The organism is Bacillus fonticola, assembly GCF_012955605.1.
GTDB lineage: Bacteria > Bacillota > Bacilli > Bacillales > JC228 > Bacillus_CG > Bacillus_CG fonticola.
Genome location: NZ_CP052135.1, coordinates 978,205 through 1,005,027, shown reverse-complemented (window position 1 = coordinate 1,005,027; position 26,823 = coordinate 978,205). Strand labels below are relative to the sequence as shown.

Annotated in this window: 21 protein-coding genes; 4 read left to right on the top strand and 17 right to left on the bottom strand. The window is 45.8% G+C overall.

The features are described 5' to 3' along the window. Positions 1-36 precede the first annotated feature (36 nt). Complete coding sequence (addA, locus tag HHK01_RS04920) at positions 37-3,783, bottom strand: helicase-exonuclease AddAB subunit AddA (RefSeq protein WP_170006679.1); 3,747 nt, start codon at positions 3,781-3,783, stop codon at positions 37-39. Then, the gene (addB, locus tag HHK01_RS04915) at positions 3,780-7,265 is read right to left on the bottom strand and encodes a helicase-exonuclease AddAB subunit AddB (protein ID WP_170006678.1); all 3,486 of its coding nucleotides are present in this window, start codon (positions 7,263-7,265) and stop codon (positions 3,780-3,782) included. Before addB ends, addA begins: the two co-directional genes overlap by 4 nt. Positions 7,266-7,463: 198 nt before the next feature. Between addB and HHK01_RS04910 the strand changes: the two genes are divergently transcribed. Continuing rightward, positions 7,464-8,663 carry an MFS transporter gene (locus HHK01_RS04910; protein ID WP_170006677.1) on the top strand — a complete coding sequence of 400 codons (1,200 nt, stop codon included), beginning with the start codon at positions 7,464-7,466 and terminating at the stop codon, positions 8,661-8,663. Positions 8,664-8,681: 18 nt separating this feature from the next. Here the strand turns inward: HHK01_RS04910 and lepB are convergent, their stop codons facing one another. From lepB to HHK01_RS04890, 4 genes are all read right to left on the bottom strand, one after another. Continuing rightward, a complete protein-coding gene (gene lepB / locus HHK01_RS04905; RefSeq protein WP_170006676.1) occupies positions 8,682-9,242 on the bottom strand; it encodes a signal peptidase I in 561 nt (186 codons plus the stop codon). Positions 9,243-9,258: 16 nt separating this feature from the next. Continuing rightward, on the bottom strand, positions 9,259-9,903 hold the full coding sequence (locus tag HHK01_RS04900) for a TVP38/TMEM64 family protein (RefSeq protein WP_170006675.1): 645 nt from the start codon (positions 9,901-9,903) through the stop codon (positions 9,259-9,261). 342 nt (positions 9,904-10,245) lie between these two features. After that, positions 10,246-12,258 carry a S9 family peptidase gene (locus HHK01_RS04895; RefSeq protein WP_170006674.1) on the bottom strand — a complete coding sequence of 671 codons (2,013 nt, stop codon included), beginning with the start codon at positions 12,256-12,258 and terminating at the stop codon, positions 10,246-10,248. A 370-nt stretch (positions 12,259-12,628) separates the two neighbouring features. Further along, positions 12,629-13,171: a competence protein ComK gene (locus HHK01_RS04890; protein WP_170006673.1), complete on the bottom strand. Its 543-nt coding sequence runs from the start codon at positions 13,169-13,171 to the stop codon at positions 12,629-12,631. An 83-nt stretch (positions 13,172-13,254) separates the two neighbouring features. Between HHK01_RS04890 and HHK01_RS04885 the strand changes: the two genes are divergently transcribed. Further along, positions 13,255-13,593: an IDEAL domain-containing protein gene (locus HHK01_RS04885; protein WP_170006672.1), complete on the top strand. Its 339-nt coding sequence runs from the start codon at positions 13,255-13,257 to the stop codon at positions 13,591-13,593. Between the two features lie 52 nt (positions 13,594-13,645). Here the strand turns inward: HHK01_RS04885 and HHK01_RS04880 are convergent, their stop codons facing one another. The 3 genes from HHK01_RS04880 to HHK01_RS04870 all read right to left on the bottom strand — a co-directional run bounded on the left by HHK01_RS04880 (position 13,646) and on the right by HHK01_RS04870 (position 16,060). Continuing rightward, complete coding sequence (locus tag HHK01_RS04880; protein ID WP_228027660.1) at positions 13,646-14,905, bottom strand: M48 family metallopeptidase; 1,260 nt, start codon at positions 14,903-14,905, stop codon at positions 13,646-13,648. A gap of 125 nt (positions 14,906-15,030) precedes the next feature. Further along, a complete protein-coding gene (locus HHK01_RS04875) occupies positions 15,031-15,339 on the bottom strand; it encodes an AzlD domain-containing protein (protein ID WP_170006671.1) in 309 nt (102 codons plus the stop codon). Beyond that, positions 15,329-16,060 carry an AzlC family ABC transporter permease gene (locus HHK01_RS04870; RefSeq protein ID WP_170006670.1) on the bottom strand — a complete coding sequence of 244 codons (732 nt, stop codon included), beginning with the start codon at positions 16,058-16,060 and terminating at the stop codon, positions 15,329-15,331. Before HHK01_RS04870 ends, HHK01_RS04875 begins: the two co-directional genes overlap by 11 nt. Before the next feature lie 504 nt (positions 16,061-16,564). Here HHK01_RS04870 and HHK01_RS04865 point away from each other — a divergent pair. Then, positions 16,565-17,122 carry a helix-turn-helix domain-containing protein gene (locus HHK01_RS04865; protein ID WP_170006669.1) on the top strand — a complete coding sequence of 186 codons (558 nt, stop codon included), beginning with the start codon at positions 16,565-16,567 and terminating at the stop codon, positions 17,120-17,122. A 153-nt stretch (positions 17,123-17,275) separates the two neighbouring features. Here HHK01_RS04865 and HHK01_RS04860 read toward each other — a convergent pair whose 3' ends face one another. After that, on the bottom strand, positions 17,276-18,811 hold the full coding sequence (locus HHK01_RS04860) for a fatty acid--CoA ligase family protein (RefSeq protein ID WP_170006668.1): 1,536 nt from the start codon (positions 18,809-18,811) through the stop codon (positions 17,276-17,278). A 175-nt stretch (positions 18,812-18,986) separates the two neighbouring features. Beyond that, on the bottom strand, positions 18,987-19,979 hold the full coding sequence (locus HHK01_RS04855) for a lipoate--protein ligase (RefSeq protein WP_170006667.1): 993 nt from the start codon (positions 19,977-19,979) through the stop codon (positions 18,987-18,989). Between the two features lie 314 nt (positions 19,980-20,293). Between HHK01_RS04855 and yhfH the strand changes: the two genes are divergently transcribed. Continuing rightward, on the top strand, positions 20,294-20,431 hold the full coding sequence (gene yhfH, locus HHK01_RS04850; protein WP_170006666.1) for a protein YhfH: 138 nt from the start codon (positions 20,294-20,296) through the stop codon (positions 20,429-20,431). 128 nt (positions 20,432-20,559) lie between these two features. Here yhfH and hemY read toward each other — a convergent pair whose 3' ends face one another. The 6 genes from hemY to liaF form a co-directional block, all read right to left on the bottom strand. Continuing rightward, entirely contained in the window at positions 20,560-21,963 is a 1,404-nt protein-coding gene (hemY, locus tag HHK01_RS04845; RefSeq protein ID WP_407646934.1) for a protoporphyrinogen oxidase, read from the bottom strand. Positions 21,964-22,073: 110 nt separating this feature from the next. Further along, positions 22,074-23,009 carry a ferrochelatase gene (hemH, locus tag HHK01_RS04840; protein ID WP_170006664.1) on the bottom strand — a complete coding sequence of 312 codons (936 nt, stop codon included), beginning with the start codon at positions 23,007-23,009 and terminating at the stop codon, positions 22,074-22,076. 99 nt (positions 23,010-23,108) lie between these two features. Further along, positions 23,109-24,131, bottom strand: a complete 1,023-nt coding sequence (hemE, locus tag HHK01_RS04835; RefSeq protein WP_170006663.1) for a uroporphyrinogen decarboxylase — start codon at positions 24,129-24,131, stop codon at positions 23,109-23,111. 221 nt (positions 24,132-24,352) lie between these two features. Then, complete coding sequence (locus tag HHK01_RS04830) at positions 24,353-24,991, bottom strand: response regulator (protein WP_170006662.1); 639 nt, start codon at positions 24,989-24,991, stop codon at positions 24,353-24,355. Then, positions 24,988-26,028, bottom strand: coding sequence for a sensor histidine kinase (locus HHK01_RS04825; RefSeq protein ID WP_170006661.1), 1,041 nt, complete (start codon positions 26,026-26,028; stop codon positions 24,988-24,990). Before HHK01_RS04825 ends, HHK01_RS04830 begins: the two co-directional genes overlap by 4 nt. Then, complete coding sequence (gene liaF, locus HHK01_RS04820; RefSeq protein WP_170006660.1) at positions 26,015-26,782, bottom strand: cell wall-active antibiotics response protein LiaF; 768 nt, start codon at positions 26,780-26,782, stop codon at positions 26,015-26,017. Before liaF ends, HHK01_RS04825 begins: the two co-directional genes overlap by 14 nt. Positions 26,783-26,823 lie beyond the last annotated feature (41 nt).

Below are 26,823 nucleotides of genomic sequence, written 5' to 3'. Positions count from 1 at the left end.
GATCCTCTTTCTTCTCTTCCTCTCGTATCATGCACGCTACTTACTCCCAGTCTCCACTATCTCCGCAACCTCCACCACATGGCCTCCATCAAAAAAGTACAGCACGCTTTCCTTCACCGGTTTATCGAGCATGACGCCAATCGCGCGTGCATACCAGTAGACTTGCTCTCTGTACCGCTCCAGCAGATGTGGCTTCGCTTCTTCAAAGCCCCCTGGATAGCGCCCTGTAATGGTGTCTGTTTTGTAATCCACCAGTACAAATCCGTCTTCTTCTTCGATCAAACAGTCGACGATGCCTTGAATCAAGACGGATTCACCCTCACCGTCGACGTCAGGATGCAGTTCTCTGGCTGGCACTGTATAGCTGAACGGGATTTCTCTCTTCACATTATCGCTATCTACCACGCGCTTCCCAATTGAAGAGGAAAAAAACTGGAGCACCCAGTCGATCTCAATTACTTCTTTTTGATCGTCAGTCAGCCAATGTTTTCTTACCATATTTTCCAACACCGTTTCAATCTCGGCACGGTGTAAGTTTGAATGAATTGGTACGTGCTGCATGACTAAGTGCATCAACGTTCCGCGTTCAGTCGGGGATACCTTATTCTCTTGCAAAAACTTCGGTCGATCGAAACGCGGCTTAGACACAAGGGGTCCGTCGAGCACATCTCCAGCCTCTAACCATTCCTTCCAACGCTTCAGCTCAGATACAGACTGCTTACTCTTCAAACGTGTCGCCCATTCGTGTTCGTACGTCCATTCCAATTGAGCAAACACTTCTTGAGTAAAAGGAGATTCTTTTTCCACTCGTTCTCCGTCGTTAGGAAGTTCAAATGATTCCCCGTCCACCGCCTCCCCTTCACTTGCAAAGTTTTCCGGGGTCAGCCATGAAAAAGTGATATCAACTTTAGCGTCGGCAAACGTTTCCCACATCGGAGTCGTTTGACACCACGTTGACTCTGCCCACACCTTTTTTCCGAGTGGATGACGCAGGAAGGCTGGGACGATCCAATCTAAGTAAGAAACCGCCTGTGCCCGTTTATACTCTGGCAGCAAAAGAGCTTCTCCCTCTAACCCTTCCGTCCATTTTTTTGCCGACGATTCCACACTTTTTACTGAACCTAGAAGATATAGTTTCTCCTTTGCCCGTGTCATCGCAACGTAGAGCACGCGCATTTCTTCAGCGAGCATTTCACCTTGCTTTTTCTCACGAATGGCTTGCTGAAAAAGAGAAGGTCGTGTAAAGCGCTTCTCCACGTCAATATACTTTGTTGCAAATCCGAACTGGGCATCAAATAGGTATGTTCCTTGCATATCGCGACGGTTGAATTGCTTCCCGAGACCTGCCACGAACACGTGCGGGAATTCAAGTCCTTTACTAGAGTGAATCGTCATAATCCGAACAACATTTTCTTCTTCACCGACTGCTCGTGCCGTTCCGAGATCCTCGTTTCGCTCTTGCAAACGACCAATAAAGCGCAAAAATCGAAACAACCCGCGGAAGGCTGTTTTCTCATACGAACGGGCCCGGTCATACAACGCACGTAAATTGGCTTGCCGTTGCTTGCCACCGACTAATCCACCGACAAAGTCTACGTAGCGGGTATCCCGATAGAGACGCCAGATGAGATCACTCAACGACGCTTTACGAGCAAACGCACGCCATTCGTTCAGGTGTTGTAGGAGCCAACGTCCCTTCTCTTGCCACGCAGTTCCATCCGCTTTTGGATGGGCAATCGCTTCACAAAATGCATCATAAAAGGAGGATTTACGTGACAACACGCGAATTTGCGCGAGCTCCTCTTCGGTGAATTCTACAATAGGCGAGCGCAATACACTGGCAAACGGTATGTCTTGGTATGGATTGTCGATGATGTGAAGCAGTGACAGCATCGTTTGTACTTCGGTTGCCTCAAAGTAACCTGAGCGGCTGTTTGCGTACACAGGAATGCCGCGACGCTTACAAGCAGCTGAAACTTCTTCAGCCCACGTCATCGAGCGAAGCAGAACGACATGGTCACGGAACTGAACAGGGCGATCCGCACCACGCTTTGCATCAAAAGTGTGCACACGATTTGCAACGTTTGATGCAATTTTCTCCGCAATCCATTCAGACTCTAACCGGGCGCGTTCCCATTCCGACGGGTCTTCATCGTTTTTTGTCTCTTCCCTTTCAAACGACACTTCCGCTTCGCCACCCTCTTCAAGAATGACCACGTCTACAGGCATTTCTTCCTCTGGATAGAGCGTGTTTTGCTGAAGACTAGCGGCCTCGTCGTATACGATTTCTCCGACGCGTTCTCCCATAATTTGTGAGAATACAAAGTTCGTTGCTTCCAACACGTCTTTGCGGCTTCGGAAGTTTTGCGAAAGATCAATCCGGGTGCCAGCTGTCGGGTCGTCTGCCGCTGTAAACCGACGATACTTGTCCAAAAAAAGCGTCGGTTCTGCCAAGCGGAAACGGTAAATAGATTGTTTCACGTCCCCTACCATAAACAAGTTCCCGCTCGCTTCATCACCCTGTTTGATACATCGCAAAATCGTTTCTTGCACAAGATTTGTATCTTGATACTCATCAACAAGTATTTCGGCAAAGCGGTTCCGGTAATTTACTGCGATTGGAGACGGTACCTTTTGACCGTTTTCGTCTGTTGTCTGGAACAACTGGATCGTGAGGTGCTCCAAGTCGCTAAAATCGAGTACGCCTCGTTCCTTCTTTGCCTCCCAGTAGGCTACACCGAAAGATTCCACCAGTTTATTGAGTTCCTGAATGATGCCTACCATCGCTTTTCCGTCGCGTAAATAAGCTGTTAATGAGCGTTGAAACACGGACTCTTGGATACCTTCTAACAATTTCTTTGCCTGCTGGCGGACTGCTTTCAACTTCTCTGCAGCCTCATCATCATAAACACCCTTTTTAACCGGCTTCGCTTTCGGAAACTTGAAGCCTCGCATGCCTTCTTCAAACAAAGCCCAATCGCCATGCATTCTCTCAATTAAGGTGTCTAGAGCCGCTACATCCGTCGCAAACGTTTCTGCTAGGGGCGACACACCCCACTGCTCACTTTCTTTCAGCCCCTTTTGCAGCAAATCGTACGTCGCTTGCATGTTCCGCTCAACAAGGTTTCTCACTAACCCAGCGTATGGCAGCTCATCAAACGATGTATCTTCCTCTCTGTCATACACAGCTACTACCTGTTGCAAAAAGCGCGCCGGCTCTGGATGGGCACGCGAAAATTCGTAGAGCTTTTGCACAAGCTCGCGAATTTCTTCATCGCCTCGATCCGATGTAAACGCATCAACGAATTTGTAAAAGGCTTCGCGTTTTTCCTCGTCTTCTTCTCCGTAGGCTGCTTCCAGTACGTCTTCTAACACTTCCTCGCGCAAAAAGGACAACTCCGTTACGTCACCTAACCGAAACGAAGGGTCCAGCTCGACAGTAGTCGCATACTTTCGTACAACCTCTAAGCAAAATGAATGCAACGTCGAGATGCTGGCGCTGGAAAGAAGGGCAATTTGCTTTTGCAAATGAGTATTCGTTGGGTCGAGGGCACACGCTTTTTCCAACGCTTCGCCGATCCGACCGCGCATTTCCGCCGCTGATTTGTTCGTAAACGTCACGATCAGGAGCTCATCGACAGACAACGGATGTTCGGGAGCGATCATCTTTTTGATCAGTCGCTCAACAAGTACGGCTGTTTTTCCTGATCCTGCCGCCGCTGCTACGAGCGTATCGCTTCCAGCTACGTCGATTGCGAGTTGTTGCGCCTTTGTCCACTTCATGTCATATCTCCTTTCGCGATGATGTGCGCCAGCCACGCGTCATCGGATTGCTTTGGTAAATGACGTACTGGCTTGTCCATCACATCATGATCTAACTGGCAAACGGAACGGAACGAACAAAACGTACACGGTGTTCGGTCTCGGTATTGATAAGGGGAAATGTCTACGTCCCCTTGCATCATCCGTTCGCTTCCTTCGCGAAACAGCGTGCGCACGTGAGAAGTAAGCGAAGAAAAATGCTCAATAGATGCGGCCTTGGAAGATTTTCGTAATGAGCCGTCCTTGTTCAAGCCCGCTGAAATCACTGGAGACGAACCACCAGAAAGCTGTTGATCCATTTCCTGAACGACGCCTGTGTCACCGAGCACATAGCCATTCATTTTATACGACTTCAGCCAATCCTCCCGCATCGCTTCCTCATTACCCGCTTTTTTGCCGTCGAGTTGTGGGTTGTGAATGTGAAAATAAAATACTCCAGCAGGCGACACGTCCGTCCCGATCCACTGTTTTCCGTTTGTTAAAACAAGATCTAAATACGTCAACATTTGCAAGCTTAGGCCGTGATACACTTCACCGAGATCGAGTCCACGACTGCTTGATTTATAGTCAATGATACGAATGTACGTGTTCCCATTCACTTCACCGCGATCAATACGGTCGATTCGGCCTCTTAGCTCCACCTTTGTTCCGTTTGAAAGTGTATAAGTAAACGGCGGCAACTCACCCTTCTGACCAAAGTCAACCTCTAGTCCTACAGGCGAAAAACCGCTTCGACGTGCTTGTTCACTTAAGGCAAATGTCGTTTGCGCTAGCACTTGCTCTAGCTTTCTAGCAATATATTGATACCTTTTGGAGCTACCTAAAATGTTGCGAAACAAAGCCGGTGCATATGTGCCCATCACCTTTTTCGCGACGTCACGACTGCCCTCAACCGTAACAGCACGCCAATCTCCTTCTGCGACAACCTGTTTATGAATGTGCTTCAACGCTTCGTGGAACAGCTCTCCCATATGTGGGGCGTGGAGCTGATAGACTTCACGCTCTCGCAGTCGCAACCCGTGTGAAGAGTAATGAGAGAATGGACATGAGAAAAAGCTTTCCATACGCGATACACTGGCTGATAGTTCTTCCCCGTATAAAGCCCGGCTCGTTTCTTCAGTAAGCGTTGTCGTATCGTTTTTGTACGTTAAACTACGCAATGCACGTTGGAGCGATTCCTTCCATTGTGATTGTCCGACAAGTGCATTGTACGTATCCCACCACAGGGCGCTCACTGCTTCACCCCGTTTTGCACGTTGGAATTGATGCGTGACGTGCGTAATGGCAGTGTGAGGATTGGCTATAAACGCCAGCTGCTCATCGTCTGAAAGGTCAGAGGGGTCTAACACGTATTTCTCCTTACGCGCTGTTGGAAATCGCTCTTGCAACCGTGACCACCACGGCGATGGAAGCACCCCTTTGCCTTCCTCGTCTGCAACCGGATACGAAACATATAACGCATCTGTCGGCAGTGAGAACACACGATAGGCAGCGAACTCTTCGTCTAACAATTGTTTATGGCTGGAAGGTGCCAGCTCGATCCCTTGTCTCGCTAACCATTCCCGCTCCTCATCGTCTAAAAGACCGTTCTCTCTTGGCTTTTGCGGCAATACCCCGTCCTGAAGACCAACCACAAACGCACAGCGCAAATTCGTCAAACGCGAGCGATCCATATGAGCCACCACTATTTGATCGACCGACGGCGGCACGTTTGAAAATTCCGCTGCCTCTAACCCTGTTGTAAGACACTGAATGAACAAGGATGTCGACACTGTTTGATCGCCGAAGATTTCTACAAATTCGTCCAGTAACTGCACGAGCATGTCCCACGCCTGTTCGTGCTCCTTCGCCTGCAATAAGTTACCACTTTCTTCGGCTTGCAAACGCCAGCGATCAAGCTTTGCTGGGACCTCTATTTCCTCACAAAACAAATAAAGTGCCTCCGCTTTTTCAGCAGCTGATTTCCGCTGCGCCAACCGCCTTTCAAGCCGAAGTAAAGGAGCACTAAGAAGCAATCTACTTTCGTTCACCTCTTGCTCAATCGCCTTTTCCTCTGTGGTGACAGCGGCGTTATGCGCTAACCCCCGATATTTTCGATAGCCCCACCGTGATTCTGTACGCCAGTCTCTTCCTTTAATACCGTAAGCGAGGCAATAGTTTTCGAGACGATCCATTTGCCCACGAATTTTCTTCTCGCTCTCACCATTCGGATATAACAACTCAGTTTTAGCAGCACGAAACACTGCTTCATACCGCCAATCCTGCTCAAAACAATCGAAGGCTGAACGAAGTAACTCCACGAGCGGATGGTGGAGCATCGATTTTTTCTCATCACAAAAATACGGAATCTCATAATCTGCAAATACAGATTCAATGACCGCATCGTACGCGTTTGCATTGCGAAGCAGTAACGCGATATCACGGTAGCGGTAGCAGTTGTGCTGCACGAGCCGGCGTATATTACGCGCAATCCCCTCGATTTCCGCGCGACGATTTTGCGCTTCTGCCAACACGACTGCGTTTGGCCCCTCATACGGCTCGATCGGGCGCATTTCAAACGTGTGTTCAAACTGTGTGAGTGCTGGCGATTTCCCTGCAGGTGGCGCTGTGAACACGACATCCTTCTCCACACCAACACCACTTGAACGGGCCATTTCATATAAAGTAGCGTACGTCTCACCCGTTGCCCTGAAAAGATGGGTTTCCTCTGGGAGACTATGTCGAAACGGACGATCCACAGTCAAAGCGATCGTCATATTCCGCGCTGTTTGTATCAACTCTTTTAACACGCTGTATTCCATCGGGGTGAAATCATGAAACCCGTCTACATACACATCCGCTGTTTGCAGGAAACGGGAGCGTGAAATTTGGGAAGCAAGGTGCGTGTATGTGTCTTCCTGATCGATGAAATGTTGATCCATACTCGCTTCAAACGCTTCAAACACCTTGCTAATATCTTGAAGCTTGCGCGTGCGAAACTCCCCGTCTGTCGACTCATCCTGCTCGGTTTGCAGAACTTCACGTAGCTGCTCAGGCGCGACAATATACCGTTTCATCTCCGTAAGTAACGAACGCATCTCATCAATGAAGCCGGCTTGCTCGCGATTTCCACTGTACTCTCTTAATTCATCCTTCTTTTCTTCTAAAATACTACGAATGAGCATGTGCAGTCCGGTCGTACCAAGCGGGGTCCCAGCAATCCCCCCCACCTCTTGCATGACGCGCCAAGCAAGCCGCGTCAAACTATATACTTGCGCGCGCATCGTTCCACCTTGCTCCGTCAACTCACAAAGCCGGCGCTCCGTTTGATAAGACATTTGCTCAGGTACGATGACGATAATCGGGGGACCATCACTTTTCGCAGTAATCTTCTTGGCAATTTCTTGATGGATAGCACTCGTCTTGCCTGTACCAGATCGACCTATGAAAAATTGCAAACTCATGCGACTGTGCCTCCTCTATTCCTGTCCATCTCTAGTGCTTTCTATTGTACTAGGTTGCGAGAGACATGCCTAGTTATCTACACGTTTTTACATCTGGCGATCGTTTCCTATTAGGACAATATTACCCGGTGCACAAACGTGAATAGGATGTCATAAAGGGGAGCAAATGCCCTATAGAACGGGGAGGAACTAACTACTATGCCTTTGACACCAAAACAACTACGCGGATCGGCAAGTTTACTCATCCTCACAGGTTTTTTTGTCGCTAGTAACATTTATACACTCATCCCTATTTCAACTGCATTAAGTACGAGCTTCTCAACAAATGCGGAACAGTTCGTGTGGGGAAGCACTTTGTTTACGTTTTGGTATGCATGCGGGCTCTTAACGTTTGGACCGCTATCAGATCGTTTCGGGCGGAAGCAAGTAATCGTTGTAGGGCTGCTCGCTTCCATGTTCACGACGTGGCTTGTTGCCTGGAGTCCATCTGTCGAGTGGCTTTTATTTGCCCGGAGTGTTCAAGGCTTTACTCTCGCTTCGTTTGCGCCTGTTTCGTTCGCCTACGCGTATGAATTGTTTGATGGGAAGTTTCGAACGTTTGTATTAGCCCTTATTAATACAGGATTTTTAGTGGCGGGGATCTTCGGTCAAATTGTGAGCCAAGCGCTAACTAGTTGGTTTGGATGGCAGGCTGTGTTTTGGGTGTTTGCTGTTTGTTACGGTCTCCTATTCGTTGTCTCGGCCTTTTTGTATCCACATACATCTCCTACAAGTCAGAAGAGCGCTGGGGTTTTGAAGCTGTATGGAACGTTTTTGCAAGACCGCGACCTTCGTCGTTGCTACTTCATCGTCGTCACACTACTATTTACTTCCGTGGGATTTTACGATGCTATCACTCGCGGATTCCCAGATGCAGGTGAGGCGATGTATTCCATTCGGGGCATCGGTTTATTAGGGGCAATACTGTCCTTTTTTACTGGGACACTGATTCGACGTTTTGGTAGTTATCGTACATTACAGCTTGGCTTCGTACTCGGTGCTCTCAGTACACTCGGCATGCTGACCTACTCCTCTTCACTTTGGCTCTCTGGGACTTGGTCGATTTTGCTCATCGCGGCAGTGTCTATCTTGATACCGACTGTCATTCTGATCATAGGAGATATGGCGAAAGACAACCGTGCGAAAGCGTTGTCCTTGTACTCCTTTCTGTTGCTGATCGGGGCGTCAATCGCTCCCCTCGTTTCTAGTCTTACTGGATGGAAGGGTTTTCTGGTCGTCACTTTTCTCCTCTATGTGCTCAATCTATGGCACGTACACCTATTACAAAAATGGGAGAGCACCATCAAAAAGCCCTTACCTACTCACCCAAAAAAAGGGGTGCCTCCACAGCTTTCCTAGCTGTAGGCACCCCTTTTGTTAAAACGAAACGGTTATTTCCTTAAACGGCCAAAACCGTAAACTGACTTGTCCGACGACCTCATCTATGTCCACAAATCCGAAATGACGACTATCGCGACTCCCCAACCGGTTGTCTCCTAACACAAAAATTTTCCCTTCAGGAACAGTCTGTGCGTTTGTCGACTCCAATCCCTCTAAAGTGAAGTCTCCCGTAAACGTGCCAACATCCCATTGCCCTTTCGACTCATCTAAAAACGGCTCTGGAATAGGTTGGTCATTGACAAATAATTGGTCATTTTCATAACGTATGGAGTCTCCAGGAAGACCGATCACCCGCTTCACGTAGTCTTCCGTTTCCGTTGCATGAAACACAATCACATCAAGGCGGTCAATCTCGCCAATAGTATACCCAATTTTGCTCACGATCAGTTTATCCCCATCCTGCAAGGTAGGCACCATAGACTTGCCTTCCACTTCGTAACTCGAAAAAAGAAATGTACGAATTAACAAAAACAATAAAATGCCGATCGCGAACGCCTTAATCCATTCTAAACCTTCCTTTTTCAATCCTGGACTCACGCCACCTGTCCCCTTCCTACAACTCATCCTGCTGTACTAATACTTTCTTCTGTTCCTCTCGCTCCACCTTATTTTGAAGCCATTTCTCTACACGCTTTCCAATAAACCATAACAAAATAATCGCCCCACCCATAAGTGCCGAACGAATGGGTTGTTGAAAGAGGGAGGGAATGTCTGAACCAATATAACTCACCATTAAAATCATAACAAATTTTCCCGCGGAAACGGCTAGCGAATATTGAATAAAGCTAATTTTCGACAGACCCGCCACTATATTCACAAGCGCGGACGGTGTGAACGGAAAGCAAAGAAACAAAAAAAGCGGTCCGAATCCGTGACGCTCCACCCATTTTACGAGCTTATTTACTTGTTTTTGCCGTCGAATAAACTGAAGGAAACGCGTATTTCCCCACTTGCGAATGACAAGAAACACAGCAATCGACCCGACACTCGCTCCAATCCAAGAATACAAAAACCCGAATATCGGCCCAAAGGCATTCACGTTCACCACGACAAACACGACGAGTGGCAAAAACGGAAGAAACGCCTCTATAAACGGAAGGAGAAGTCCCATAAACGGTCCAAGTGCACGAAACTGTCCGAACCACTCATTCAAGTTCTCCTCCGAAGAAATCCATTGAAAAAATGAAGAGAAATCCATCGTTAGCCCCTTCTCGATAAAGTCAACTTCCCTAAAACATATGTACAGACTGGACAAACCTAACATTCGGCTAACTCGTAACAGTAAGAACGAGAACATCTTGTTAGCCTATTTTTAGCAGTATTTTCAGTATAGCACAACTTGTATACCTCAAAAAAAGGCAAGTTTCACAAGATGTTCACAGACAAAGATTGGGAAAGTGATACCCTGAATAATATCAATGGCGAGACCCTTCACATTCAGGAAGATATTTATGATTGGCCAGAGGATCCTAATTATTGAGTACTATGCATTTGAACAAAGAGAAACCGCCTCAATGAAGGACGGTTTCTTTTTGTTCTATTAGTTCGCTGGTGTCGCTTCTTTCTCACTAGCACTTGTTTCTTTCACGTACTTCGTCATCCAGTCGACGATTGCGCCGTAGCGGTCCATTCGTAGTGATGGAGTCCCTGAGCGTGAGAGTTCGTGGTTTGAGTCTGGAAAGCGATAGAATTCAGTCGTTTTCCCACGGCGTTTCAATGCGATAAACAGTTGCTCTGCTTGCTCAATTGGGCAGCGGTAGTCTTTCTCACCGTGCAAGATCAGTAGCGGTGTTTCTATATTATCTGCATGCGCAAGCGGTGAGTGCTTCCACAGCGTATCTAGATCCGCGAAGTCTCCGCCGATTTGCCATTCTGTAAAGTAGTAGCCGATGTCGCTGACTCCATAGAAGCTCGTCCAGTTCGAGATGGACCGTTGCGTAACCGCTCCTTTAAAGCGGTTCGTGTGTCCGACAACCCAGTTGGTCATGAAGCCACCGTAGCTACCGCCTGTGATACCAAGTCGATCCTCATCTACCCAGTCAAAGTTTGCTACTGCGTGATCAACGAGCGCCATGACATCTTCATAGTCGCCTCCACCGTAGTCACCTCGTACCGCATCTACAAAGTCTTGCCCGTATCCTAATGAACCACGTGGATTTGTATAGAGAACACCAAACCCTGCAGCAGCCAGTACTTGGAATTCATGCATGTAAGAATGTCCATACATCGCGTGTGGTCCACCGTGCACTTCGACAACAACTGGAGCCTTTTCGCCTGCTTCAAGCCCAACAGGTTGAATGTACCAGCCTTGTAGGGTGTAGCCATCCCGTGTAAATGTAAATGAAACTGGAGCTGGTACTTCGCGCTCCGCAAGTACATCGGCATTTACTGCAGTAAGGGGGGGCACTTGTTTAGATGCCCCATCGACCCAGTACACATCACCTGGTTGTGTGGGCGTACTGATGGTAACCGCAGCACCGGAGCCGTCTTTTGCTACGCTTGCTCCTGTTACGTGCTGCTCACCAGTAAGCCATTCACTTACTTCTCCACCTACCGTAACTTGGTACATATTCGTATTTCCTTCTTTAGAGGCAGTAAAGGTTAGCGTATCGCTCGCTGCATTCCATTGAAGTCCGACAGGCGTCCCGTTTTGCTGAAAGTCACCGATATTAAAATCACCAATTGCTAAATCAAGTGATTGTGTAAGATTTGATGTGACGCCTGTCGCTACATCATGCAACCAAACATCAGCATGCGTTGCGTTTTTATATTCACCATGGTGCCCCAACCAGGCGATATAGGCTCCGTTCGGTGAAGGAGACGCAGAATGATAAGAGCCTCGGTCGCTTACTTGTGTCCACGTTCCCTGTGCCACTTCGTATGTAAACAAAGCGTGTTCAAAAGATTCATCACGGTTTTCTGCTTCATCCTGCCAAACTAGTAAACTCTCTCCATCTACAGTCCATCCGGCGAGGTTGTATGCTTGCTCTCCTTCTGTAAGCAAAGTCACTTCTCCTGTTGAAACATCAACGGTAGCGACCTGTGGCTTTTTCTCATCGTGAAAACCACGTGCATCTGATTTGTATTTCATTTCCACGACTTTTAGTGGTGCTGGCTTGTCATCCTTTTCTTCCTCTTGATCAATAGATGATCCTGGCAAAAGGCTCACTTGAAAAGCGATCGTCTTCCCATCAGGTGACCAGTGCGGGTTCGTCGCTCCATTCGGGATCTCTGTCAGCGGACGCGCTTCCCCACCATCTAACGAAAGTACGTAAATTTGTGGTTTTTTCTCACGTGTTGAAACGAAGGCAAGCTGGCTACCATCTGGTGACCACTGTGGATTCGTGTCTTTCTGGTTCCCGAATGTCCACTGCTTCGCCTCGGTTGCTCCAGTACGGTCTACAACAAATAGGTGCGCATCGTATCCATTCGTTTTTTCATTCATCGTCGTTTGAACAAAAGAAATTTTGTTTCCATCTGGCGAAAGTTGCGGATTAGCTACACTTTTCAGCTCGTAAAGATCTTCACGAGTTAAACGCTTCTTTTCTGTCATTGTCATTGCTCCTTTTTCAATAAGGTACCCCAGGCCCATACAATGTGGGGTCGGAAAGACTTCCTTATGCCTATATTTCGACAGTCGAACTTTCCTTTCCTGCTCATGATTAAGAAAAATAGGAAATGTTACTTCCTCCCCCAAAAAAGCATGATTACTTACAGTCCCAAAGGAAACTGCTGTTATCATGCCTTTCAAATGTACGTTAAGCTATGTGTTTACTATTCAATCGAGCTCTCAAGTTGAAAAATCTCAACGAAGTTTTTTATCTAGAAGAAGTCACGAAGAACATGGAGATGGATGCGCGTGATGTGGAGCTCTGATTAGGTGATTGTGAATACATTACCGGTATAGAAAAACTTCAGGTTCGTTAACGAAACTGTCTACCCGAATGTTCATTCATTTTTCTCTGTTTCGGATCGATCATCATATAGTACCCACGAGATGGCTCGCTAATTCTTTGGGCCAGTTTGGTTCGTAAAAATGATGTGCGTAACATTTGGTTTTCGATCACTGCATCTGAGATAGGTAGTATAACCGACTGACCATCCCGGAATAGAATCTCTGTCTCCCCAGCAATTGGACTTGAAAAATGCGCCACATGATCATGCGCGATCCACGCACATTCTTCTCTTGTCGGCGAAAGTGTCGGAAAGAGAAATATCTCGTTTGTTGGGTCTACGGCAATGGGCGCTTTATGTGTAATCCCTGTTAGCTGACGCGTCCCAGCTTTTCTGCCCTCGTAGCTAGAGCCAAAATAAGCACACCCCCGCTTGACGACTTCAATGGGACGACATGCCACCTGTAATTCGTCCCCCACAACGAGCGCTCTTGTAAATGATTTACTGCCATATTGATATGGAAGCAGTGCGAGCGTTTGGGGACTTAACTCAAAAACTTCTTTCGTGTTCATACAATACATCCTCCTCACCAAGAATATTAAGGTTGTCCTCTTCACCTTACCATAATGTGTTAAAATCTAACAGAATATTGTCGATGCATTTTAAATTTTTCGCATTCATTGAATCATCAGCCAAATCGGTTGAATATTTGCACATTACGCCATATAATAAGAAAAAGGCGTTTGGAGTGAGGAAAATGCCCCAAGAGCGATCTTATCAAGAGTTAGCTAAGTCCTATGCCATGAGAAATCAAAAGAAGGAAATGTTGTCCGTTGCAGATGTCTATATGGAGATGATGTGGCGGGAAGCTTGGTTGATGTGGCGGAAGGAAACTTTAATGGAACAAATTGATGATGCTCTTGTCTATGGTGATCGAAAGAAGTTCGCTCGTTTGTCAAAACAATTTCAACAGTTGGTTATAGAATTCGGATAACGTAAAGGCTGTCTCTTTCGTGAGACAGCCTTTACAAGTTACCTTAAAAGTGCTACTGACCTCGAAACTTCTCAATCGCATTCAATCGCTCAAACATCGTCGGGTGTCCATAACGGAACCATTTCACAAGGAGTGGTGGGTTCACTTCGCTTCTACCAGCACGTGTTAGTTCTTGGAATGCTTCAATAGCCGCATCAGGATCTTGCGTCATCTCTAGCGCATAATCGTCTGCTCGCGCTTCCTGATAGCGGGAAACCGCATTCGCAAACGGACTCATAATAAATAAGAGCAGTGATAACAGGAGATAAAAAAGTGGCAGGACTCGCAACTGCGTGACAGAATCCACTTTTAATACTTTCCCGTGACGTGAAACAATTCGTTGCATCCATTTAGCTAGTACGAAGAATATTGCGAACGCCGCCACCATATAACTTGCCATTCCTATATACAAATGCTTCTCCACGTAGTGCCCCATTTCGTGAGCCATAATGAACAGTATCGCCCGGTCAGATAACTGCTTTAGTGTCGTATCCCATAAGACAATCCGCGCATTTGAACCAATGCCTGTTACGTAAGCATTTAACGCGTTCGTCTCTTCAGACATATTGACTTCAAATACTTGGTCTGTCGGAATATCAGCCTCTTTAGCTAACTGCAAAATTTGCTCTTCCAGGTCTTCATCCTGAATCTCGGTGAAATCATTGTACAACGGATCGATGACTACTGGTTGCAAAAACATGAGAAAAAGGACGAGTGGGATAAGACTCAGCGATGCATACAGCCACCACCTTTGCCTAGCCTTTTGAATGAGAAGAAATAAAAAGTGAATGACCACAGCCATCACCGCAAAGTTCACCCAGAAATCGACCACTTCATCTCGCATCCACTGCGAAAATGTCTCGATTGAAATGCCGTATGACTTTGACAGCAAATGACTGATGTATGCGAGTGGAAACACAATGAGAAACGTCGCGACATTTAAAATAAATACATACGTGACGGTTTGTAGAAATCGGAATCTCGTTACCGACTTTGCCCACCGCTCAAAAGCACGCGAAGCCCCACTCAATAAAATAAGCAAGTACATCAGCCACTCGTATGGCGTTGATAAAAAGAATAATAAATTGCGAATGGATGAGTATTCTTCTGCCACCAGTTGCTCTCTTTCGGTTAAAAACATCTTAGGATCACTGGCGGTGCCCATATACTCTTGCGGAACTGTCCCACCCGCAAACAAAAATAAGTACGCGTACATGGCAAATCCAAACACAACATATGCGATAATTGCCCGATTAGCCCATTTTCGTGCCACGATAGAACTCCCCTTCCGTCCAAAATCACTTCCACCCTTAGTGTACGACAAAGCTTGTCAGATAAGAACAGGGGGTGTTTTTCACATTTAACAGATTCTATCCTTTGGCACCAGTCTTCGTTCCATCAAACGAAGACCCAAGCATACGCAGAGAGAAGTAACACTGTACCGAGGACTACACCAATCACATGTACACCGAACCACGCAAGTGCGATGGCGATGCCCGCGCCAATGAGACCGAATAACGGGTCTCCTGTTACGGTCATCACTCCAGGAAAAATGAGCGCCCCTAATGCTGCATACGGTACATTTCGTAAAACATTTTGCCAAAATATCGGTAGGTTATCGCCACGAAATACTAAAAAGGGAACTGCACGAGGGATGTATGTCACTAGTCCCATCGCCACAATTAACAGCATCATCTCAGGCGCCATGCTCATATCCTCCCTTTTCACGTAATACCACGACCCATTCTACTAGGACAGCGGAGACTAACGTGGCTAACAAAATTGCCCATCCTGCACTTAATCCGAACGCGACTAAACCACTATTAATGGCAGCTGCGAAAAGACCTAGGGAGACAATTTTTCCGCTCCCTTTCATGGAAGGCACGAGCAAACCGACAAACATCGCATACAAAGCGATGCCCATCCCCTCCTGAACGATTGCAGGTAACAATTCACCACCTACGTACCCAATACCGCTATTCATCACCCAGCTCCCGTACGCCATCACGATCAAACCGAATAAATAGCCACTTGTCAGCGTTCCTTTTTTCATCGCCGCGACACTAAACGTTTCGTCCGTTATTCCAAATGCGTACAAAGCCTGCTTACCCTTTGACTCATTTTCCGCTTTTTCTTGGAGAGATGCGGACATGAGGAAGTGGCGGATGTTGACAACAAACGTCGTCATGACAATCTCAACTGCACTTGTTCCCATTGCGATTAAATTGAGCGCCATATATTGACTTGCTCCTGCAAACACCCATACACTCATAGCAATAGCTTCCCAAAGAGTCAGCCCTGTTGACTTGGCGAGTAGCCCAAAAGCAAGTGCAATCGGCATATAACCAATTGCGATGCTCACACCATCGCGCACTCCGCTAATAAAAGGGGTCGAGTGGGGCTGTTGTCGTTCTACAGACAATTCCATGCGATATACTCCTCTCAAACTCGTTGATCATTATGTACGTTTGCTCACTTTCTTTTAAAATCAAGGCTCTTTTCGTATCCTTTGTTGTTTTTACTATACAGTAATCTCATGATGCGACGTAATGAAGAAACTGCTAGAATACGCTGCGGAAATACACTTCGCTAGGTTTGACTCGCCATCTGTTCGTTGATTGGAGCAGAAGGCGGCGACTCCTGCGGGATCAGCGGGACAGGTGAGACCCCACAGGCGCTTGCGCCGAGGAGGCTCACCGCCCGCCCCGCGGAAAGCGTCCGCCTGTAGCGGAAATCAACATAGCAGTATGTCGCATCATATAGCTACTGTGTAATGAGATTTCATTAATAAAGCAACAATCTTTCAGAAAACAGCCAAAATCAAAAACAAAGTGACTAGTCAAGATTCATAGTGTAAAATAATTTTAGTTCTATATAGTATACATACGGATGTTATAACAAACAACAACTTTTTTCGTAAGAAGGGGATTAGATGGACCACATACCAGAGCAACTTGGTAGTAAAATGAAAACATTGCGCCATGCAAAAGGCTATAGCTTAGAGGAATTATCGAAAAGAACGGGTGTGTCGAAGGCCATGCTCGGTCAAATTGAACGAGGGACATCCATTCCTACTGTCACCACTCTTTGGAAAATCGCCTCAGGACTCCATGTTTCATTTACTTCCTTATTTAGTGACGATCGACAAAGTCCTTCTGTTCTGCGCAGAAATGAACTTTCCTCGTTACATGACGAAGAAGGATACCGGGTACTTCCCATTATAAAATTTGAACCAACCAAACCATTTGAAAGTTTCTTGTTGGAAATTGACGCCAGGGCACGACATACCGCGCAACCACACGATACGTATGTAGAAGAGTATATTACGGTAACCAAAGGAACGTTGTCTATTGAGATTGGTGAAGAATCGATTGTTCTTGGAGAAGGGGATAGTGTGCGGTTTCAAGCCAATGTCACGCATGCATACGTGAACGAGGGGGATTCCGTAACACATGCTCATCTCACTATTTATTACAGGGAGAAAACATGAATTTTCATAACAAAAGAAGGAAGTAAGCGTTCACTTCCTTCTGGTTGATGGATACATAACCACATTTGATGTACAAACCAGCGTGTTTGATGGACAAGCAAGTACTTTTGGTGGGTAACATTCTATTCGAGTAGATAACTTCTGGCTTTTATCCTAGATTTGTACTTGCTCCTTCAATGAACGACGTAGTATTTTCCCTGTCGTATTTTTCGGGAGCTCTTCTAAAAATTCAATTTCGGTAGGGACTTTGTACTTGGCCAGTGATTCTTGGCAATAGGCAATGATTTCTGCTTCCGTAAGTTCCGGATCCTTTTTAACGATGTATGCTCTAACCAGCTCCCCTTGCTCAGGGTGCGGCACGCCAATTACCGCCACCTCTACAATGTGCGGGTGGTCATACAGCACTTCCTCCACCTCACGCGGATATACGTTGTAACCGCCTACAATGACAAGGTCCTTTTTCCGATCTACAATCGTAAAGTAGCCGTCCTCATCTTGTGTTGCTAAATCACCCGTATACAGCCAGCCCCCTTTTAGTGTTGCGGCTGTTTCTTCTGGTTGTTTGTAGTAGCCCTTCATCACGTTCGGACCGCGTACAATCAGTTCGCCTACTTCTCCACGGGGTACTTCTTCACCTAGCTCGTTCACTACTTTGTTCTCGACATTCATAATGGAAGTTCCGATAGAGCCTGGCTTTCTCGGACGATCTAGCGGATTAAAGCACGTAACAGGAGACGCTTCGCTCAAGCCGTACCCTTCTGAAATGGCAACATTGAATTTCTTTTCAAAGTTTTTCAGCAAGGCAACTGGCATACTGGCTCCACCAGACACACAAAGGCGCAACGATTCAAAATCCTCTGTGTGATCGTCATGCTGATACAAGAAATTGTACATGGTCGGTACGCCTGCGAATATCGTTGCCTTTTCCTCTCGGGCAACCTCAAATACTGCTTTCGGACTGAACTTCGGCACAATGAGTAGCATTGCCCCATTCATTAATGGCGCGTTCAAAGCAACTGTTAAGCAGAACACGTGAAACATCGGTAAAGTTGCAATCACACGGTCATTTTCATCCATCTTCAAGTAATCGCTTACATCTCTAGCATTGCTATACACATTCCGATGCGTCAACATCGCTCCTTTTGGTCGTCCCGTTGTACCAGATGTATAGAGAATGATCGCCACATCGTCCTCTTCCACAGGCTCAATCGCACAGCCTGTCCCACCTTCAGCAAGCAACGCATTTACAGAAAGCGCTTTCTCCTTGAGCGTGTCTGGAATCTCTATCTCTTCATCTGACGTAGGACAAACCACTATCGTTTTTAAGTGGGGTAAGCTTGGCGCTACCTTCTCAACGAGCGGAAGCAACACATCCAAACAGACGATCCCAGATACGTCTGCATCTTGCAAAATGTACGCACACTCACTTGGTGTATACGTCGGATTTACAGGAATGGTGACGCCACCCATCCGCAAAACACCGTACAATCCAATGACAAAATGCGGCGTATTACCGAGAAGAAACGCAATATGATCCCCTTTTTCATGACCACGCTTCTTCAACGCTTCACCAACTAATGAACTAGCCCCATTGGTTTGCGCATACGTAAATGTTCGATCTAGAAACTTCATTGCAGGTTTCGTTGGATTCGCACTCGCAATCTCCTCTAACCTTGACACAATCGTCATTGTTATCTCCCCCTCTGCTCCTGTTTAATGAATGAATAGCCATTCATTATTATCTCACTATTCATTATAGAGAAAATGTTCTATAGGGGCAATACAAATCAGCAAGCTCGTCCCTGTTAGCGCACATGAAAAAAGCCTAGAGAATCCTTATATTAAGGTCCTCCAAGCTATCAGTCTAATAAAGTAACGTCACAAATTCCTTTTTGGATATGTTACCAAAATAGGTTTTGATGTCTACATCTGCTAATGCTACTTCCATGCTTTCTCGCTCATATTTGCATCCAATCAACTGCTCTTGAATATCTTCTACGTCTCCGACACCGAAAAAGTCACCAAAAATGTGACAGTCTTCAATCATCCCTTTTTCTACTTGCAAACGTACGTCAATACGTCCTACTGGAAATCGGTGCGCATGCTGAATGTTAAATTTCGGCGATTGACCGTAGTTCCATTCCCATTGCTGGTACCGTTCCTGAGACAGCTTATGAATGGCTTGCCAATCTTCTTCAGTCAACTCGTAATAACGAATATGTTCCTCCCCACCAAATACAGATTGTAGGATGGCTCGTCTGAACTCGATGATGGTCATCGGTTCGTCAAGGAACTCAGAGATGTTCGCTACCCGAGAGCGAATGGATTTGATCCCTTTCGATTGTATTTTATCTTTGCTTACACGCAGTGCGGAAACCACATGATCAATTTCCGAGTCAAACATTAGCGTACCATGACTAAACATTCTTCCTCTTGTCGAAAACTGTGCATTTCCAGATATCTTACGTTCGCCTACTACTAAGTCATTCCGCCCACTTAGCTCAGCTGCCACCCCAAGATCTTGAAGCGCTGTGACGACAGGCTCTGTAAACTTTCGGAAATTGTGAAAACTCTCGCCATCGTCCTTTGTTAAGAAGCTAAAGTTTAAGTTACCTAAGTCATGGTAGACAGCACCTCCACCTGATAAGCGCCGTACTACGTGGAGACCTTCCTTATCCACATATTCTGTATTAATTTCTTCAATCGTATTTTGGTTTCTCCCGATGATAATCGACGGGGCGTTTATATAGAAGAGCAAATAAGATTCGTCTTCTACCGGTAAAGTTTTCAAGGCATATTCTTCAATCGCTAAGTTGATTCTTGGGTCTGTGATTCCTTTATTATCAATAAAGAGCACGTGTACCAACTCCTTTATAATTCTGCATGATTCAACAATCCTAGTGTACCGCACTACCGTTGCTATGTCTGGGTTGGCTACTTCTGATTTTCGATTTACTGGGTTTTAGTCTAGATTCAGTATGTTTGCGTCTGGACGTAGCCTATGTTTTTATTCATTCCCCGGAGAACTACATGTAGCTTTGTCATTCTTACCATCGTCGACAGAACATAGGAAAAGTAATCAGACAGACATATTGTTATATTACATATATTCACACATACCATCTGTTATAATACAATATAAGCAATAACAAAAATGGGGAGGAACAACTCATGAAGCCAGTTCTTGAATTTTTCCGTCAGTTACCGCCAAAGGTTTGTCACCAATGTGGAGAAAAAATTGACGAACAAGCGGATTGCTATCAAAACACCTGTCACCGTTGTGTCGATGAACAGCCACCCGTTATGTAATCATGAAAAAGAGCCCGAGCAATTGGCTACCCGGACTCATCCCATTCAACATGTTGATCTGCATTTATTAAACCTTTAACTCGCGACCATTACAGCGCCTGTCCTAATGATAGGCGTTTTTGCCAGTATTAAAGAATGGCTTCCCACGCTTGATTTGCGACTTTTTGACCTTGCGTAATGCAGTCTGGTAAACCAACACCTTCAAAAGAACTACCTGCTAAAAATACGGCTGGATACGCGGTTTCCAATTCATTTCTAACTTCCTGAATGCGCTCGCGATGGCCTACGGTGTACTGTGGCATACCTTCTTTCCACCGAGTGACTACTGAAAAGCTAGGATCCCCTTTCATGTAAAAAAAAGAGGACAGATCATCCAGAGCTATTTTTACGATCGACTCATCGTCTAAATCTACAACAGCCTCATCACCCGCTCTTCCAACATAGCAGCGAAGAAGAATGTGCCCTTCAGGAGTAGAATGAGGCCATTTTTTGTGTGTCCACGTACAGGCAGTAATTGTATAGTGGCTTCCTCTAGCCACGACAAAACCAGTTCCATCATACGGAATCTCGATTGCCTCTTTCGGAAACGCCATCGCAACGGTTGCCACTGATGTGGACGGAGTGGTGGCAAATGATTGCAAAGTCGGCACAGTTGGAAACAGCGACGGAATATGTTCATGCGGTAAAGTCACGATCAATGCGTTTGTTTTACTTACAGATCCGTCAAAACAATGGAGTGCGTACCCATCTGCTTCCTTTTCCACAAGTTGAATTCTCGTTCCCTTTACGATCTCAATGTCCGTTAGTGCTTCTTCTAGTTTTCTAACAAAAGTCTCTAAACCGGAACGAAACGTGTAAAACATACCTTTTTTCGTTCCTGCTTCCTGGCCTTTTTGCTTCGTGCGACTGTTGCGCATTCCCCGAATAAGGCTCCCATGCTCTTGTTCTGCATGATAAAACTGTGGATACGTGCTATGAAGACTAAGCTGGTCGATATCGCCAGCATAAATTCCAGAAAGCAAGGGCTCAACAAGGCGTTCAACTACTTCGTTTCCTAATCTTTTGCGGAAGAAATGACCGAGCGATTGGTCAACGTCCTCACTTGTCCTTGGTAGCACAAGGTCTAAAGCGGCGCGCGCCTTTCCTCCAGTCGAAAATAACTTCGTTTTCAAAAATGGTGACAACTCTGTCGGCACTCCCATGACAGAGCCACCTGGCATTGGATGAAGCTTTTCTCTGAAAGCAATATAACTCGTTCCCGTAGAATTCCTCACCAGTTCCCCTTCCAGGCCCACTTTTTTTGCTAATTCAACAGCACTCGTTTTCCGCGCTAAGAAAGAATCAGGACCCCGCTCAATGACAAAACCATCCTTTGTTACAGTCTGGACTTTTCCGCCAAGTCGGTGGCTTCCTTCTATGAGCCGAATACGAATGTCCGCTCCCGTTTCTCGTTTCCGTTCTTGCAGGGCAAAGGCTGCAGCTAAACCTGTAATACCTCCCCCAAGAATCGTGATGGTTTGTTTATGTCCCACTTCCATCGCCTCTTTACTCATTCATTTCGTTCCACAACTCTAGTTCCTTATATACGGAAAAGGAAGGCAGCCACAACCACCCCCCTCTTTATCATGCTAGGTGCTTTTGGTTAAGCCCGTCTGAGCTGTTTTAATACGACAGTGGCTAGGCAGTCAATGAATTCTGCTTGTGCATTAGGCATTTCTGGACGATAATATTTCGCTCCAATATCATCTGTTATCACTTTACATTCATAGTCATTGTCGTATAATACCTCAAGATGATCTGCTACAAAACCAACTGGTGTGTACACAAATGAAGTGTATCCATGCTCTCCGTGTAGTTGTCGTGTCAAATCTTGGACGTCCGGTCCGAGCCAAGGGTCTGGCGTATTGCCTTCGCTTTGCCAGCCGATCGCATACTTCTCTATCCCTGCACCTTTTGCGATAAGGTCAGCAGTTTCTTCTAATTGTTTTGGATACGGGTCGCCGTTTTGCAAAATTTTCTCTGGAAGGCTATGAGCTGATACGATCAGACATGCGTTTTTCCGTTCTTCCTCAGCCATACTCGCAAACGTATCTCGAACCCGCTTTACCCAGTAATCAATAAACTTCGGCTCTTCATACCAGCTCTCAACGGATGTAATGCGTGGTCCACCTAGTTGTGCTGCGGCTTCCTTTGCACGGCCATTATACGATTGAACGCTGAACGTAGAAAAGTGAGGAGCCAATACGATGCTAACGGCTTCTTCAATGCCGTCCTTGTGCATCGCTTCTACAGCATCTTCGACAAACGGTTCGATATGCTTCAATCCAAGATATGCTTTAAATTCTACTTGGTCTTGTACGTCATTTAGGTGTTCTTGTAGCTTTTCTGCTTGTTCTTGTGTAATTCTTGCCAATGGAGAAATGCCCCCAATTGCCTCATACCGACCACGCAAATCTTCTAGCATTTCAGGCGTTGGTTTTCTACCATGTCGAATGTGTGTGTAGTAACGCTCTAGATCTTCTTCTTTATATGGAGTTCCATATGCCATGACTAACAAACCGACTTTCTTTTTTGGCACGTGACTTTCACCTCTTCTTCATCTCATTCTTTCTATTGTGGCACAGGCAGTGAACACTTACGAACAAACTGCTCTTTAGGTAGCACACCGGACCAGGAATTATTTACTCGTATATTCATGGACAAAAGCTGTTAAACGTCTGAGCACATCAGGCTGTACTTCTGGGAAAACGCCGTGACCAAGGTTAAAAATGTGGCCTGGTTGGTGAATTCCTGCATCTAGAATCGGTTTCACTCGCGCTTCGATGACTTCCCACGGAGCTAGTAAAATAGCTGGATCTAGATTTCCTTGGAGAGTTTTCTTCACGCCTAGTTCACGTGCTTCCTGAATTGAAGTACGCCAATCCAGTCCAAGTACATCAATCGGAAGGTCATCCCACTCGTGGATAAGATGGCTCGCCCCAATCCCGAATAAAATAAGCGGAACACCTTCCTCCCGTAATTCCGAGAAAATACGGTGCATGACTGGTTGGATAAACGTCCGATAATCACTCGTGTTCACTGTGCCTACCCACGAATCAAAAATTTGAAACGCCGATGCTCCAGCTTTGATTTGTGCTTTTGCGTACGCAATCGTCATGTCGCCAAGTTTGTCCATAAGCGTAAACCAAGCATTTGCGTCACTATGCATGAGGGCTTTTGTCTTATTGTATTGCTTCGATGGACCCCCTTCGATCATGTAACTTGCCAATGTAAACGGGGCTCCAGCAAAACTGATGAGCGGAACGTCAAGCTGTTCTTTCGTTAGCAAGCGAATCGTGTCTAAAACGTACGGCACGTCGTCTTCTGGGTAAATCGGACGCAAACGGTCAATATCCGCTTGTTCACGAATTGGATTATCGATAATAGGACCTACGCCGGGTTTAATCTCCACATGGACACCCATGGCCGGAAGCGGAGTCATAATATCTTTATACAAAATGGCGGCATCTACGTTATACTGCTCAACAGGTAGCCTCGTCACATAAGCGCACAACTCGGGGTTGTGGGTAATTTCAAATAGAGAGTATCTTTCTTTAATGGCACGGTATTCTGGTTGAGAACGACCCGCTTGCCGCATGTACCAAACAGGTGTATGTGTTGTTTTTTCGCCACGGGCCGCTCGTAAAAATGTGTCGTTCACTGGGCAACTACCTTTCTTATTCTAAATACACTCATTCTGTTCTATAGCATCGTTACCCACTATACTAATTTTTGTTGAAAATGTGTAGTAGATGGAGGAAAGGTTCATGATTTTGCCCTATTTCTTTTTACCTATAGGTTCCGCTGACTTTCCTCGATGAAAAAATCCGCACGAAAGTTTAGACTAGAGGGCGTAGACCAATATACGTCCCCATACTGTAGTCAACTACTTCCCCTAGACACAAGCCTATTCTCGTGCGCGTACACGGCCGCTTGTGTACGATCTTCAACGTGCAATTTACTCAAAATATGACTCACATGTGTCTTCACTGTTTTAATACCGATGAAAAGCGTTTCACTAATCGCTTGATTCGTCATTCCTTTTGCAAGGCAAAGTAAGACTTCCAATTCGCGCTCGGTTAAGTCGTCGTGTAACTGTGGCTGCTGTTTTCGCACTCTACTCAATAGCTTCGCCGCCACTTTCGGCTCAACGATTGACTCGTTTTTCGAAGCTTTCCTTATCGCATCTATTACCTCCTCTGCCTTTGCCGTTTTCAATAAATAACTAAAGGCGCCTGCTTCTAATGCAGGGAACACGTTGTTATCGTCATAAAAACTCGTTAAAATAATCACTTTGACAGCAGGTAGAAGATTCAATATTTCCTCTGTAGCTTGAATTCCGTTCATCCCTTCCATAATCAAATCCATGAGCACAACATCTGGATGAACCGCTTCCACTAACTTTACTGCGTCTTCCCCGCTCGATGCTTCTCCGACAATATCCATATCCTCTTCTTGTATTAAACAAGATATTAAACCTCTTCGCACCATGTCGTGGTCATCAACTATGACAATTTTCATGACACCACCGCCTCCTGTTTCTTTCGAATGCGCACTTGTATGTATGTTCCCTTTCCAATACTAGAATGGATAGATAATAGCGCGCCCATTTCGTTGGCACGTTCCTTCATCGTCTCTAATCCGTAAGAAGTTTTTTTGACACGTTCTCTCTCAAATCCTTGCCCATCATCAGCTATATAGAGCGTAATTTCCTTTTCATCGTCCTGCAAACGAATCGTGATCGTTTCCGCATCGGCGTGGCGCAAAATATTGGCTAAACTCTCTTGAGCAATGCGGAATAAATGACTCTCTACTGTTGATGAAACGTTTGTTAGTTCATCAATCTCACCACGCACCTTGTACCTATACTTTTGTTGAAATTCTCTGGCAATTTGAAGTAGACCTTCAGACAAAGATTCATTTTCCAATTCAATCGGGCGCAAATGTAAAAGGAGTGCGCGCATATCTTGCTGGGCTGAACGTGCTCCTGTTTCGATATCCAGTAAGTGAGATTGTAATTGTAGATCTTTATTCGCTTTGTTGGCACCTGTTGAAAGCATCATAATGGCGAACAATTTCTGACTGATCGAATCATGTAACTCACGGGCAATTCTTTGTCGTTCCTTTAAAACCGCCGCACTTTCTGCCTCTTTAGCAAACTGTTCCTTTTCCGTGGCTACACGCTTTAACGTTTCTAACTGACTTTCTACATACGAGGCGAATTCATTACTCACATTGTGAATTTCTCCCCAGTATGTATCGACCTCTACCGCTAGTCTCTCCTGCCACTTTCCACGTCTTAATATTGTGAAGTAAGTCGTCAATCTTCGCATTTGCCGTTTCGTTTCCATCCTATGCCACCAGTGGAGATACACCATTCCTCCACCGAAAGTAACGATTGAGCTACCCAAAAAGAGAAATAGTAATGACCAGGTTACTTCTGTACCTATTAAGAATGGGTAAAGAAAAGCCCATCCTCCTAAGTAAAGAGCGACAGTCGAAAGCATTCCATTACCTAAAGGAGACTTCTGTGAAAATGGTAGTTTAGACTTTTTCAATTTCCACACTCCCTATCGACAAATAGACTTCTAGGCGAAGACGTTTTTTCGCAATATCATATCCCGGCGAGACGAACTCGTGTACAGATCCGCCAACTCCACTTACGCTGTTTCCTAAAAAAAATGCATCTAAGTCTCCTGTTCCGACTTTGGCTGAGATCGCTACTGGAAGATCTTCAGGTATAAGGACATGAACATCCCCCACCCACCCTTTTAGCACAACGTGAATTTCTTCTTCAGAGATATACGCTTTCGAAAAATCCATGTAATAATCGACGATAGCACTTGATAAGGTGGATGATTTCGCTTGCCAATCTGGATGATTAAAAGAAAGGCTACCTATCATCATATTCCCCTGTTTCGGAGGATTCCTTTTTGAAGAATATCTCTTCCACTCGGTACTCTTTGACCACTTGGAAACGCGCATTCTTTTTGGGAGCAACAACCACACAGCAAATGCAACCAAAACTATAGGCCATAAGTCGAACCAATCGCTGTACTGAAATTCAACTACTCCAAAATAACTGCCGGTTTGCAATCCACCTACGAGCGCAATCCAACTACCTACTGTTAGTAAATAAAACCTCCCTTCCTTCAAACCTTTTCCAGTCCAGTAAAGGCCCACTGCCGCCAGCCCAACACTGAGTAACAAGCCAAATTTCGACTTCATTTCCGAGGAAATGATCCCTAAATTCGACAGGAGAAAATACCCACCTACTATGAACAACAAAATTCCTACTATCCAGCGCCCCATAAGTCTCACCACTTTCTCTCACAATCTAGAAAGACATTCTC

Excerpts from the sequence above, each read along its gene's own strand:
- addA (WP_170006679.1), bottom strand. The coding sequence starts at position 3,783 with ATGAAGTGGACAAAGGCGCAACAACTCGCAATCGACGTAGCTGGAAGC.
- addB (WP_170006678.1), bottom strand. The coding sequence starts at position 7,265 with ATGAGTTTGCAATTTTTCATAGGTCGATCTGGTACAGGCAAGACGAGT.
- HHK01_RS04910 (WP_170006677.1), top strand. The coding sequence starts at position 7,464 with ATGCCTTTGACACCAAAACAACTACGCGGATCGGCAAGTTTACTCATC.
- HHK01_RS04900 (WP_170006675.1), bottom strand. The coding sequence starts at position 9,903 with ATGGATTTCTCTTCATTTTTTCAATGGATTTCTTCGGAGGAGAACTTG.
- HHK01_RS04895 (WP_170006674.1), bottom strand. The coding sequence starts at position 12,258 with ATGACAGAAAAGAAGCGTTTAACTCGTGAAGATCTTTACGAGCTGAAA.
- HHK01_RS04890 (WP_170006673.1), bottom strand. The coding sequence starts at position 13,171 with ATGAACACGAAAGAAGTTTTTGAGTTAAGTCCCCAAACGCTCGCACTG.
- HHK01_RS04885 (WP_170006672.1), top strand. The coding sequence starts at position 13,255 with ATGCATTTTAAATTTTTCGCATTCATTGAATCATCAGCCAAATCGGTT.
- HHK01_RS04875 (WP_170006671.1), bottom strand. The coding sequence starts at position 15,339 with ATGGCGCCTGAGATGATGCTGTTAATTGTGGCGATGGGACTAGTGACA.
- HHK01_RS04870 (WP_170006670.1), bottom strand. The coding sequence starts at position 16,060 with ATGGAATTGTCTGTAGAACGACAACAGCCCCACTCGACCCCTTTTATT.
- HHK01_RS04865 (WP_170006669.1), top strand. The coding sequence starts at position 16,565 with ATGGACCACATACCAGAGCAACTTGGTAGTAAAATGAAAACATTGCGC.
- HHK01_RS04860 (WP_170006668.1), bottom strand. The coding sequence starts at position 18,811 with ATGACGATTGTGTCAAGGTTAGAGGAGATTGCGAGTGCGAATCCAACG.
- yhfH (WP_170006666.1), top strand. The coding sequence starts at position 20,294 with ATGAAGCCAGTTCTTGAATTTTTCCGTCAGTTACCGCCAAAGGTTTGT.
- HHK01_RS04830 (WP_170006662.1), bottom strand. The coding sequence starts at position 24,991 with ATGAAAATTGTCATAGTTGATGACCACGACATGGTGCGAAGAGGTTTA.
- liaF (WP_170006660.1), bottom strand. The coding sequence starts at position 26,782 with ATGGGGCGCTGGATAGTAGGAATTTTGTTGTTCATAGTAGGTGGGTAT.